The organism is Chenggangzhangella methanolivorans (assembly GCF_019797865.1).
Classification (GTDB): Bacteria; Pseudomonadota; Alphaproteobacteria; order Rhizobiales; family Methylopilaceae; genus Methylopila; species Methylopila methanolivorans.
Window position 1 is genome coordinate 1,744,602 of the sequence record NZ_CP081869.1, and the last position, 12,609, is coordinate 1,757,210.

The window sequence follows — 12,609 nt, forward strand, 5'->3', positions numbered from 1 at the left end:
ACCTATCAATCACGATCTGCGATGTTAAACTGAGATTGACGATGCTGAGCATCGCATTTCATTATTGATGTCATGATCGCAGAGCTGAGGACGCTTGTCGCCGTCGCACGCCATGGCACGTTCACCGGCGCGGGCGAGCGGATCGGCCTCACCCAGGCGGCGGTCAGCGGACACGTCAAGCGCCTCGAGGAGCGCCTCGGCTTCGAGCTCTTCGAGCGCACCGGCCGCTCGGCGCGCCTCAACGCCGCCGGGCTTCGAACGGTCGATCGCGCCCGCAGGATCATCGAGCTGGTGGACGGGCTTGGCGCGCCCGAAGGTTCGGAAGCCGAGGCCCGCCTGAGGGTGGGAGCGATCGCCTCCGTTCAGGCGACGCTGCTCGCGGCCGCGCTCGGCCGGTTTCGCGCGCTGCGGCCAAAAACCCATGTGCGCGTGGTGCCCGGGGTCTCGCTGCATCTGCTCGACCAGCTCGACGCAGGCGACCTCGACATGGCCGTGATCGTCCGACCGCCGTTTGATCTGCCGCCGCGCTTCGCCTGGCGCACGGCCGTGCGCGAACCCATCGCGCTGCTGGTCCCGCAAGCGGTGGAAGGGGATGACTGGCGCGCGCTGGTCCGGTCTCAGCCCTTCGTGCGCTACGATCGGACCTCCTTTGGCGGCCGTCAGGTCGACGCACTGCTCCGGGTCGAGGGGCTCGAACCGTCCGAAGCCGCGGAGCTCGACGAGCTGCCGGCCATCGCCGCCATGGTGGCGGTCGGCGTCGGGGTCGCGCTGGCGCCTGTCTCGCCCTTCGGTCCGCCGCCCCCGCCGGGCGTGCGCGTCGTCGCCGTCGGCCCTTCGCCCCGCCATCGCGAGCTCGGCGTCGTCTGCGACGCGCTGACGGACGGCGGGCCCGCCTCGACGCTCATCGAGCTGGTGGTCGAGGCGGCGGCGGACCGGGCGAGCGCGCCCGGCTAACGTCTCGCGCCGCCGCCTGGCGGCGCCGTCCCAGATCCGTTGCCCAGGACGGGCAGGGCTTTCAGGGCCGCGTCTTTCCCCGTCTGAGGGACGGGCGCCGGGACCCGCTTTCGCGCCCGTCGACGAACTCAAGAAAGCGCAACGCCTCAGCGTGCCGCTCACTGGCGCGAAGCCCGGCGGTTTCGTCGTCGCGATCCTAAGCGACAAGCAGGTCCAGGCGGTCAACCTGCCGGACGGGTCGTCCGACGCCGGCCGATAGGGTCGGCGCGGCGCACGGCTGGGTCCCCGAAGCGCCAGCGCTCGCCGAAATTGTATCAAACTGTCGCGCCCGGCCCGCCTGATACAACTCGCGACGTTCGGGACGCTCTCCCGGGAGAGTCCTGCGACAGGCTTCGGCTAGACCAAGGACGTAGGCGCGCCGACGAGGGGCCGCTCCGCCGTCGATCGACGCCCGGCCCTCAGGCGTCGACGACATTGTGAGCGGCGCGGGCGGCGCAGCGCACTACCATGCTGCAATGCGGCAAAAACCGACGCCGCACGATGTAAGCCACGGTCGACGGGAGAAGCGCGACATGCGAGCCAGAGGCCCGATCGGCGTCTTCACAGCGGTCGCGCTCGTCGCGGGCGCCGGCGCGTTCTTCTACAGCCGCAACGTCGTCCCCTCCACCGCGCAGACGCCCGCCGCGCCGCCTCCGGCGGTGACGGTCGCGGCCCCGCTCGTGCAGAAGCTCGTCGACTACGACGAGTTCACCGGCCGGTTCGAGCCGACCGCGACCGTCGAGATCCGCCCGCGCGTCTCCGGCTACATCACCGAGATCAACTTCACCGACGGACAGGTGGTCGAGGCCGGCCAAACGCTGTTCGTCATCGACCAGCGGCCTTACGAGACGGCGCTCGCCCAGGCCGAGGCGACGCTCGCCGGCGCGCGGGCGCAGCTCACCTTCGCCGAAGCCGACGCCAAGCGCAGCCAGGAGCTCGTGCGCTCCTCCAACATCGCGGTCGCGACCCACGAACAGCGCGTGCAGCAGCGCCAGGCGGCGGACGCGAACCTGCGCGCCGCAGAGGCCGCGCTGAAGCGCGCCCGGCTCGACCTCGACTTCACCGAGGTGCGCTCGCCGCTGCGCGGGCGCGTCTCGAACCGCCGCATCGACCTCGGCAACCTCGTGACCGGCGACGGCGCCTCGACGGTGCTCACCAACGTCGTGGCGCAGGACAATCTCTACTTCACCTTCGACATCTCCGAGGGCGACCTCCGGGCGCGCCGCCGCGCGCCGGGCTCGGCGGCCCGCGACGGCCATGGCATGAAGGTCGACGCCCGCCAGGACGGCGAGGCCAGCTGGACGCAATCCGGCGTGCTCGACTTCCTCGACAACCGCCTGCGGCCCGGCTCCGGCACCATCCGGGCGCGCGCCACCTTCCCGAACCCCGACGGCGCGCTGACGCCCGGTCAGTTCGGCCGCATCCGCCTGCCGCGCGGCGACGCCTACGAGGCGGTGCTGATCCCCGAAAGCGCGGTGATGAACGACCAGTACAACAAGGTCGCGCTCGTGGTGGACGACGGCAACGTCGTGCGTCAGCGCCAGATCAAGCTCGGCCCCGCGCAGCGCGGCGGGCTGATCATCGTGCGCGAGGGCCTGAAGGCCAACGAGCGCGTCGTGATCAACGGGCTGATGCAGGCCAAGCCCAATCAGCCGGTCCGCCCGCAACCGGGATCGATCGAGCAAAACGACGTTCCGGCGAGCTGACGGGAGACATCCATGCGGCTCGCCCATTTCTGCATCGACCGGCCGATCTTCGCCGCGGTCATCTCGATCCTCATCACGCTGCTCGGAGCCGCGAGCTTCTTCTCGCTGCCGGTCGCGCAATATCCCGAGATCGTCCCGCCCACGGTGGTGATCCGCGCCAAACTATCCCGGCGCTTCGGCGCAGGTGGTCAGCGACACGGTCGCGACGCCGATCGAACAGCAGATCAACGGCGTCGAGGACATGCTCTACATGTCCTCCCAGTCGACCGGCGACGGCCAGCTCACCACCACGGTCACGTTCCAGCTCGGGACCGACCTCGACAAGGCGCAGGTGCTGGTCCAGAACCGGCTCTCGCTCGCCCTGCCGCGGTTGCCGGAGAGCGTCTCCCGCCAGGGCGTGACGGTCCGCAAATCCTCGCCGGACCTGCTGCTCGCGGTGCATATGCGCTCGCCCGACAACAGCCGGGACCAGCTCTACATCTCGAACTACGTGAACCTCGCGATCCGCGACGTGCTCGCCCGCATCAACGGCGTCGGCGACGTGCGCATGCTCGGCGCGCAGGACCTTTCCATGGTGGTCTGGCTCGACCCCGACAAGGCGGCCGAGCGCAACCTCACGGCCGGCGAAATCGTCTCCGCGCTCAGGGCCCAGAACGTCCAGATCTCGGCCGGCGTCGTGAATCAGCCGCCGGTCGCCTCGAGCCGCGCCTTCCAGCTCAAACGTCGAGGCGCTCGGACGTCTGACCGAGCCGCGTCAGTTCGAGGAGATCGTGCTCAAGACCGAAGAGGGCCGGGTGACGCGCGTGCGCGACATCGGCCGCGTCGAGGTCGCGAGCCAGACGGTCACCGACAAGACCTTCATCAACGAGTTCGCAGGCGTCGGCGTCGGCGTGTTCCAGCTGCCGGGCGGCAACGCGCTCGCCACCGCCGACGAGGTGCGCTCGACCATGGCGGAGCTCGCAAAGAGCTTCCCGCCGGGCGTCGAGCACCAGATCAACTTCGACCCGACCCGCTTCGTCGCCGCCTCGGTCAACGCGGTCTACACGACGATCATCGAGGCCGTGATCCTGGTCGCGCTGGTCGTCATCCTGTTCCTGCAGCGCTGGCGCGCCGCCATCGTGCCGATCGCCGCGATCCCGGTGTCGCTGGTCGGCACCTTCGCCGTGATGGCGATGCTCGGCTATTCGCTCAACACGCTGTCGCTGCTCGGCCTGGTGCTCGCGATCGGCATCGTGGTCGACGACGCCATCATCGTCGTGGAGAACGTCGAGCGGAACCTCGCCGAAGGCATGACGCCGCGCGAGGCCGCCCACGTCACCATGGACGAGGTCGGCGTCGCGCTGATCGCGATCGCGCTGGTGCTGATGGCGGTGTTCGTGCCGGCCGCGTTCCTGCCCGGCATTCCAGGGCGGTTCTTCGAGCAGTTCGCCGTGACGATCTCGGTCGCGACGCTGATCTCGGCCTTCGTGTCGCTGACGCTCAGTCCTGCGCTTTGCGCCATCCTGCTCAAGGCGCATGACCACCACGAAAAGCCCGCCCGGTTCTGGCCGATGCGCGCGCTCAACTGGTTCTTCGGCCTGTTCAACCGCGCCTTCGACCGGATGTCGGCGGCTTACGGCCGGATGACCGCCCGGATCCTGCGCGTCACGGGCCTCGCTTTGCTGGTCTATGTCGGGCTCGTGGGCCTTGCGGGCTTCCAGATCGCGCGCTCGCCCACCGGCTTCATCCCCGAGCAGGACCAGGCGCAGCTCGTCACGATCTTCCGCCTGCCGCCCGGCGCCTCGCTCGACCGCGCCGACGCCGTGGTGGCGCAGATCACCGAGAAGCTCAAAGGGGTCGAGGGCATCCAGGTGCTCGTCTCGTCGAGCGGCATCGACGGCGCGACCGGCACCAACGCCTCGAATGTCGGCCGCGTCTTCACCATCCTGAAGCCGCACGACCAGCGCGCCGGAAAGCCCGAGCAGTCGCTTCGGGCGATGGTCGAGACCGTGAACCAGCGCCTGTCGGAGATCCAGGACGCCCAGATCGTGACGGTGCTGCCGCCCTCGGTGCGCGGCATCGGCAACACCGGCGGCTTCAAGATGATGCTGACCAACCAGACGGGCGCGACTCCGGAAGAAATCGGCCGGGTCGCCAACCAGCTGGTCGCTGCGGCGAACCGCCAGCCCGAGCTTTCCCGCGTGTTCTCGCCCTTCAACACCGGCACGCCGAAGGTCTTCGCCGACATCGACCGCGTGAAGTCGGAGATGATCGGGGTGCCGGCCGACCGGGTGTTCGAGGCGCTCGAGGTCTATCTCGGTTCGGCCTACATCAACGACTTCAACATGCTCGGCCGCACCTACCGCGTCGCCGCGCAGGCCGACGGCCCCTACCGCCAGGACCTCGAGGCGATCGGCCGCTTCAAGACGCGCAGCGACTCCGGTGAAATGGTGCCGCTGTCCTCCGTCGCCTCGTTCCGCGAGATCACCGGCGCCTATCGCGTGCCGCGCTACAACCTCTTCCCCGCCGCCGAGATCCAGGGATCGGCCGCGGCCGGCGTCTCCTCCGGCCAGGCGATGGCGGCGATGGAGCGGGTCGCGGCCGAGACGCTTCCGCCCGGCTACGGCTTCCAGTGGACCGAGCTCAGCCTCCAGGAGAAGCTCGCGCAACGCCGGCATGCTGGTGTTCGGCGCCGCGGTTCTGCTCGTCTTCCTGCTGCTCGCCGGCCAGTATGAAAGCTGGACGCTGCCGCTCGCCATCATCCTGATCGTGCCGATGTGTCTGCTCGCGGCCGCCACAGGCCTGCAGATCCGCGGCATGCCGGTCGACATCCTGGCGCAGGCCGGCTTCGTGGCGCTGATCGGCCTTGCGGCCAAGAACGCGATCCTGATCGTCGAGTTCGCCAAGCAGAACGAGGAGCGCGGCCAGCCGCGCGCGCGGGCCGCCATCATGGCGGCCAAGCAGCGCCTTCGCCCGATCCTGATGACCTCGCTCGCCTTCATCCTCGGCGTGCTGCCGCTCGCCATCGCGACGGGCGCAGGCGCGGAGATGCGTCAGGCGCTCGGCACCTCGGTGTTCTACGGGATGATCGGGGTGACGTTCTTCGGCCTGATCTTCACGCCGGTGTTCTACGTCGTCTGCCGCCGGATGGCGGCGGGCAAGGAAGCGTCGAAGCCGGCCCCCGCGACCGGCGCGCTCGCCCCGGCGGAATGAGCCTTCGCGCGCGCCGGGACGGTCAGCGTCCCGCGCGCGCGATCGCGTCGCGATAGACCTCGTCGTAGCGTTCCGCGACGGCCGCCCAGGCGTAGCCCTGAGCCTCGGCCTGGAGCCTCGTCCTTAGAGCCTCATCGGCTTCGAGCGCGGCGTGGGCGGCCTCGATCGCGTCGGCGGCGGCTTCCGGATCGGCGAAATCGGCGAGGCGGATGTCGCGGTGGCGGCGGGCGAGCCCGGCGAAGGCGGCGTTCGGCTGGACGACCGGGGCGAGCCCCGCGCTCATCGCCTCCACGCGCGACGCCGAACCCCTCGAATTCCGAGGCGGATGCGAAGATCGAGGCGCCGCGCATCACCTCGGCGACCTGAACGTTCTCCAGGCCGACATGAATCGTGGCCGCCTCGCCAAGACCCGCGGCCTGCGCCATCCGGCGCAACCTCTTCCTCCGACCAGTCGGAGGGCTGGCCGACGATGTCGAGCCGCCATCCGGCGTGGCGTTTTGCGAGGAGGCCCACCGCCGCCGCCAGCCGTCGATTCGCTTGTTTTTCGAGAACCTTCCGAGCGTCACCACGCGGCGGACCGGCGCGGCGCTCGAGGCGGCGGCGAATTTCGCGACGTTCGCCCCGTTCTCCACCACGCTCGTCGCGACGGCGCGATCGTGCGGAACGCCGCCGCGTCGCTTTCGCTGCAGGCCGCGATCGCGTCGTAGAGGTTCGCGGTCGCGCGCGTCGGCCCGTTGAACCACAGGCGCTTCAGCCCCGAAAAATCCGCCGTGTGGAAGAAGCCGCCATGGGTGGTGGCGACGAGCGGCAGCCGGTGGAGGGGCTTGGCCAACGCCAGCGCGTCGAAGAAGAAGTCGACGGCGTGGACATGGACGAGATCGGCGCCCGCGAGGTGGCGGAAGACGGCTGGCGCGAGCGGATAGCGCTTCGAGCCCCGCCAGGGAATGCGGCGGATCGGAATCCCGTCGAGCGCGTCGGTCTCGGGCAGCCGCGCGGCCGGATCGGAGAACAGCCGGTCGAGCGTCACGACCCGCGGGGCGTCTCCGCGGCGGATCTGCTCGCGGGCGAGGTTCGCCACGACGTCCTCGAGGCCGCCGCGGTTCGGGTGGAACTGCCGCACCACATGGACGATCGACAGCCGTTTCGCGCGCGCGTCCGCTTCGAAGCCGCCGGGACGGGGCGCGGCGTTCACGGCCGCCCCGCGAGGTCGCAGGCCGCGCCGTCGGCCAGCAGAGGTTTGAGCGCGGCCCATTGCGGCGCGTCGCCGGCGGCCGTCGGCTCGAGGTTGAACATGTAGTCGCGCGGCCACCAGGCGCCGGCGCTCCACGCGGTCCAGCCGATCCAGAGATCGGGCGCGTCGTTGAGCTTCTTGATCATGGTCTTGAACGCCGCGACGCATTGGGGCTGGGACGAAGCCGCGACCTCGCCCAGGAAGCCGCGCTTGCCGTTCGCCTTCAGCCAGGCGGAGACGTCGTCGATGGCGCGGATCGCGCGGTCGGCCGCGGGACAGTCGGGCGAGCGGCCGGAGAAGTCGGCGTCGAGATACTGGTGGAAATCGAAGGCGAAGCGGTCGAGCGGGTCGGAGACCGCCAGCATCTCGCGGTCGTTGCGGCCGGTCGCGAGGTCGCTCGCCCAGCTGTGGGCGCCGGTGTAGGCCGTGCCCGGCACGATCAGGAAATTGAGCGCGCCCGTCTTGCGGATCGCCTCGATGGCGGCGTTGGAGGCCTTGGCCCAGTCAGCCGCCGAAATGTCGTAGGGCTCGTTCATCAGCGAGAACACGACGGTCGGGCGCGTCTTGAAGCGGGCCGCGAGCCGCGCCCAGAAGTCGGCGAAGCCGGACACGCTCGCGCCCGACGTCCCGATCCGCGCCTTGTTGTAATAGGCGTAGTTGTGCGGATCGAGGATGACGATCAGGCCGACGCGACCGGCTGCGTCCACCGTTGCGGAAAGCCGCGCGAGCTCCGCCGTGTCGAAGGCGCGTCCGAGCTTCGGCTGCAGCCGCTCCCAGCGGAACGGCAGGCGGATCGCGGTCGCGCCGTCGGCGGCGATGCGCTTCAGCGCCTCTTCGGACGGATAGGCGTAGTCCTTGTCGGCCTTGCCCGGCAGATCCCCGAACTCGGCGCCCGCGACATTGACGCCGCGCAGGCACGGCTCGGCCGAAGCGACGCCGGCGGCGAGGCTCAGCGCCGCCGCCGCCGCGAGCGCCGAGAGCTTCGGGATCCTCACCTGACGAAGACGTCCGACAGCGTCTTGAACAGGCGCGCCCGCGCGCCCTTGTGGGTGAAGTTGTGGTCGGCGTCCTCGACCATCGCGCGCCGCACGTTCGGATAGCCGGCGAGCCGCCGGCCGCCGCGCCCGAAATGGGTGTCGAGCTCGATCAGGCCGAGATCGCCGACCGAATAGACGATCCAGACATTGGTCTTGCGGTCGGCGAGCGCCTGGAAGCGGCGATGCACCTCGCGATAGATCTTGGCCTCCGGCGTCAGCCCCCCGAGCACCGGGGCGAGCCGCACCGAGGCTTTGCGGATCATGCGCTGGATCACGTATTTGGCCGCCGGCACGACGCGGAGCTGGCCCTTCAGGAGCCGCGAGAGGCCGTTGCGCCGCCACAGCGTCGCGCCGAAGTCGCCGATCGAGCGGTGGGCGTAGCGCAGCGCCTCATGGATGTTCTCGCGCGGATCCCACACGAAGCGCTCGGTGTTGATCATCACTAGGTCAGTGACGCGCGCGTCGCGGCAGGCGGCGTGGAACACCGCATAGGCGCCGCTGCAGCGGCCGACGAGGCCGACCCGGTCGTAGCCCTGCCGCGCAAGCTCCTCGACGGCCGCCACCGTGTCGGTGACCTGCTCGTCGGAATAGAGGATCTCGTCGGAAAAGCCCGGCGTCGCCGGGCTGTCGCCGACGCCCGCGGTGTCGATGCGAAGCGAGGCGAGACCCATCCGCGCGAAGGCGCGGGCCTGGTCGATGGTCGTGCGCGCCCAGCCGACATGATAGTCGCGGCCGGCGTTGGCGAAGACGATCGCGGGTCCGGCGCGCGGCGTCTCGGGCTCGCACAGCACGCCGAACAACCGTCCGTCCGGGCCGAAGCGCAGCGGGCGTTCGCGGAAGCCGTCGCCCACAAGGGCGGTCGGAAGGAAGGCCACGGGCTCGGGCGTCGGCTCAGCCCCTGCGGCCGGCGCGAGCGAGGCGAGCCAGCCGGCGACCTTGGCCACGAGTTCGGGATGCGGACGCGCCTGGGTCGGATCGCTCGCGATGACCTCGTAGCCCTCATAGACCGTGCGCTCGACCGCGCAGCCGAGCGCTTCGAGGCGCTCCGCGAAGCGCTCGTCGCCGCCGTGGTTGGCGCGGCCGACCATCAGCGCGCGGGGCGCGGGCGCGGTTTCGAGCTTCTGGAGATCGACCGCCTTGAGGGCCGCAAGCCGGCCGGGCTCGATGGCGATCCCGCCGACCACGCAGCCGCCGGCATGGTCCGGGTCGGGGCCGATGCCGATCCGGTCGGTGAGCATCGCGCCCCAGAGCGAGAGCTCGCGCACGTAGATCTTGCCGCTCGTCACCGGCGCCATGAAGGCGACGCCCTCGACAGCCCCGAGATCGCGCGCGACGAGCGCCGCCAGCGCGCCGCCCATGCCCTGCCCCACCACCGCGATGCGCTCGCGGCCGGTAGCCGCGCGCAGGAACCGGGCCGCCTCGACGACCGCCGCCCGCCAGTCGTCCAGCCCTTGCGGATCGGCCGGTTCGAGCGCGTCGCCGACGCCCGGCAGGTCGAAGCGCAGGCACGGCGCGCCGGCGGCCGAGATCCCCTCCGCGAGCGCCCGCCAAGTGGTGCGCACGCACATCTCCTCATAGCCGACGGCGCCGACCATCAGCACCGCGACCGGAGCGCGCCCCGGATAGAGGAAGCCCATGGTGGAGCCGAACACGACCGGCTGGCCGTGGGCGGAGGCGTGCACGCCCGCCGCTTCATGGCCGACGCGCGCAAGCGCTGCGATCCGGGCGCGGGCCGAAGCCGCGGTGTCGGGCGGCGAAAGATCTGCGACTGCTGCTGCGGCGATCATCGTGAAGTCTCGCGTGAGGCGGCGGAAAAGCGGGTCATTCCGCAGGTTCCAGACGCGCGCGGAGCGTCGTCTGCCCGCCCGGACGGCCGCCGAGCAGGAAGGGGCGAAGGAAGGCGGTGGCCATGTTGTCGATGCCCCAGACCGAGGCGATCCAGCGGGCGGCGGCGTAGTTGGAGGCGATCGAGAAGATGAGCCCGGCGCCCGCGATCCCGATCAGCCCGAAGGCCTGGCCCATCACGTAGAGCAGCCCGAGATAGAGGACGAAGAGGACCAGCCGCGCGATCAGGAAGAAGCGTTCGCCGCCGCCGATCATCAGAAGCCAGGAGCCCGGGCCGAAGAACGCCTGGCTGACCGCGAGCGCGCACAGCACCGCGAGCACGTCGGCGTGGCGCGCGAACTCGGCGTTGAACAGCGTCAGCACGAAGGGCGCGAGCACCGCGAGGCAGAGCGCGCCGAACATCGAGATGCAGAAGGCGCCGAACGAGAGCTTGCCGATGAGCCGCTGCGCGCCGCTCTTGTCCTCGCGCTGGAAGCGCTCGGCGATGAGCGGGATGCCGACCGTGTCGATGGCGGTGACCGGCAGAGTGAGCAGCATCGCGATGCGCACGGCGACGAAATAGAACGCCGCCTTGTCGAGCCCCATCAGCGCGCCGATCACGATGGTCTCGAGATAGGCCTGCGCGGAGTTCAGCACGTTGTTGGCGATGAAATAGCCGGTCTCGGCGCGCCATTCGGCCGGCGCGGGCGACGGCTTGCGGAGCCAGTCGAGGCCTTCGTCGCGCAGGAAGTGGACCGCCTGATAGGCGGTCGCGGCGCCGAGCAGCACGGTCACGATCGCCATGGCGGCGACGCCGCCGGTCGGGACGCCGAGCAGGGCCGCGCCCGCAAGCCCCGCGGCCGAGGCGATCCGCCAGGCGATCTCGCGCGGAATGAGCGACAGGTTGATGCTGCCGTGGATGCGGAAGTAGCTCTGGAGATATTCGCTCACCGCGAAGGCGGCGCCGAACAGCAGCGCGACCCAGAGATAATCGTAAGGGTGCGGCAGCTCTGCGCGGAGGAGGAACAGCGCGAGCGCGGCGGTGAGGAGCGCGCCGCAGCCGAGCACGAGCCAGCGAGCGTTGAACAGCAGCATCGCGTCGTTCAGCGGATCGCCGGAGGCGGCGGCGCGGCGATAGTGCTTCACCACGAGGATCTGCTGGCCGAGCACGGCGATGAGCCCGAGCGCGCTGCCGATCGAGAACAGGAAGACGTAAAGGCCGTATTCCTCGATCGCGAGCAGGCGGCTCGCCACCAGCAGCACGAGGAAGCTGAGGAAGGTCGAGCCGAAGCGCGAGGTGAACGCCGAGGCGAAGCGGCGCAGCTCGAGAAAGCGGGGCGAGCGGAGAAGCGCGATCATGCCCGCGCCTCCGCGGCGTCGATGCGGCGCGCGGATGTCGGGGCGGGCCTCAGCGATGCGAAGACCGCGTCGAAGCGCGCCGCGATCGCCTCGGGACGATAGCGGGCGGCCGCGCGCAGGGCGCCGGCGGAGAGCCGCGCGATCTCGTCCCTGTCGTCGGCGAGGGCCGCGATCGCGCCCGCGAGGCCTTCGTCGTCGCCGGGCTCGACGATGGCGCCGCTGACGCCCTCCTCGATGCTTTCCGGAATGCCGCCCGAGCGCGCGCCGATCACCGGCGTCCCTTGCGCGAAGGCCTCCACCACGACGCGCCCGAAGGGCTCGCGGAACAGCGAGGGCACGACGAGGACGTCGATCTCGGGGAAGAAGTCCTCAGGACGCGTCCAGCCGAGGAAGCGCGTCCTGGCCGGGAAGGCGTCGCGCAGGCGCGCGGCGTAGTCCTGCGGGCCGGAGCCCGCGATCACGAACTCGACGTCGTCGCGCGCCTCGAGCCTGCGGGCGGCGGCAGCGAGCGTGTCCAGCCCCTTCACCGGATCATGCACGCCGATGAAGCCGAAGCGCACGGGCCGGCCCCGGGGCGCGGGCCGTGGCGCGGCGCCGTCGACCGGCCGCACCGCGCCGGGGACCACATGGGTCGAGGCGTTCGGAAAATAGCCGTGCTCGAGATGGCGGCCGACGATGAACGCGGTCTCGCCCACCACCGCGTCGACGAAGCGCGACGACAGCTTCTTGCCGACCGAGGACGCCTGGCAGGAGCCGCAGGCGCGCCCGCAATTGGCGTCGCCCTTGCGCATGCTCGCCTTCCAGCAGAGCAGGAATGCCGAGCGCAGGATGTGGACGGTCGGCAGCCCGCAGGACTTCGCCGCGGCCCATGTGGCGACGTTCACGTTCTCGATCGAATCCGTCAGCACCACGTCGGGCCGGAACCGCCGGATCTCGCGGCGCATGACGAGGAAGGCGCGCGGATTGAAGTTCTCGAGCGCGTGCCACAGCGCCTTCTTCCAGGCCGGCCGCGGCAGGCGGTAGTTCCAGTCGACGTTGAGGCTCTTGAGACGCCGCACCGGCACGCCGTCGAAACCTCGCGCCCTGTCCTCGCCGAGACGTTGACGACCTCGACCTCGTGGCCGGCCGCGATCAGCAGCTTGGCCACGATCATGGCCGAGATCGGCCCGCCGCCGTCGATGAAAGGCGGAAACGCCGCGCAGGCCATCAGGATGCGCAGTCGTCCGTCTCGTATCGTCGAAGCGTCGGTCATGGTCGGGTCGGTGAT

6 protein-coding genes and 4 pseudogenes are annotated in these 12,609 nt (G+C 70.5%); 5 read left to right on the forward strand and 5 right to left on the reverse strand.

From position 1 onward, the window contains the following. Positions 1–72 precede the first annotated feature (72 nt). The 5 genes and pseudogenes from K6K41_RS09140 (at position 73) to K6K41_RS09160 (ending at position 5,891) form a co-directional block, all read left to right on the forward strand. Entirely contained in the window at positions 73–954 is an 882-nt protein-coding gene (locus K6K41_RS09140; protein ID WP_261404775.1) for a LysR family transcriptional regulator, read from the forward strand. Positions 955–1,526: 572 nt separating this feature from the next. Further along, positions 1,527–2,699, forward strand: coding sequence for an efflux RND transporter periplasmic adaptor subunit (locus K6K41_RS09145; protein ID WP_261404776.1), 1,173 nt, complete (start codon positions 1,527–1,529; stop codon positions 2,697–2,699). A gap of 12 nt (positions 2,700–2,711) precedes the next feature. Then, positions 2,712–2,798: pseudogene (locus tag K6K41_RS09150) on the forward strand (hypothetical protein); the annotation flags it as partial. 85 nt (positions 2,799–2,883) lie between these two features. Continuing rightward, positions 2,884–3,333: pseudogene (locus K6K41_RS09155) on the forward strand (efflux RND transporter permease subunit); the annotation flags it as partial. A gap of 136 nt (positions 3,334–3,469) precedes the next feature. After that, positions 3,470–5,891, forward strand: a pseudogene (locus tag K6K41_RS09160) (efflux RND transporter permease subunit). Positions 5,892–5,913: 22 nt separating this feature from the next. Here the strand turns inward: K6K41_RS09160 and K6K41_RS09165 are convergent. From K6K41_RS09165 to K6K41_RS09185, 5 genes and pseudogenes are all read right to left on the reverse strand, one after another. Further along, a pseudogene (locus K6K41_RS09165) lies at positions 5,914–7,083 on the reverse strand (glycosyltransferase family 4 protein). Then, positions 7,080–8,117 carry a glycoside hydrolase family 5 protein gene (locus K6K41_RS09170; RefSeq protein WP_261404777.1) on the reverse strand — a complete coding sequence of 346 codons (1,038 nt, stop codon included), beginning with the start codon at positions 8,115–8,117 and terminating at the stop codon, positions 7,080–7,082. The pseudogene K6K41_RS09165 and the gene K6K41_RS09170 overlap by 4 nt, the downstream one beginning before the upstream one ends. Continuing rightward, positions 8,114–9,946 (reverse strand): alpha/beta hydrolase family protein, encoded by a 1,833-nt coding sequence (locus K6K41_RS09175; RefSeq protein ID WP_261404778.1) that lies wholly within the window; start codon positions 9,944–9,946, stop codon positions 8,114–8,116. The genes K6K41_RS09170 and K6K41_RS09175 overlap by 4 nt, the downstream gene beginning before the upstream one ends. A 34-nt stretch (positions 9,947–9,980) precedes the next feature. Then, on the reverse strand, positions 9,981–11,342 hold the full coding sequence (locus K6K41_RS09180) for a lipopolysaccharide biosynthesis protein (RefSeq protein ID WP_261404779.1): 1,362 nt from the start codon (positions 11,340–11,342) through the stop codon (positions 9,981–9,983). Then, positions 11,339–12,406: a glycosyltransferase gene (locus tag K6K41_RS09185; protein ID WP_261404780.1), complete on the reverse strand. Its 1,068-nt coding sequence runs from the start codon at positions 12,404–12,406 to the stop codon at positions 11,339–11,341. Before K6K41_RS09185 ends, K6K41_RS09180 begins: the two co-directional genes overlap by 4 nt. Positions 12,407–12,609: the final 203 nt, after the last annotated feature.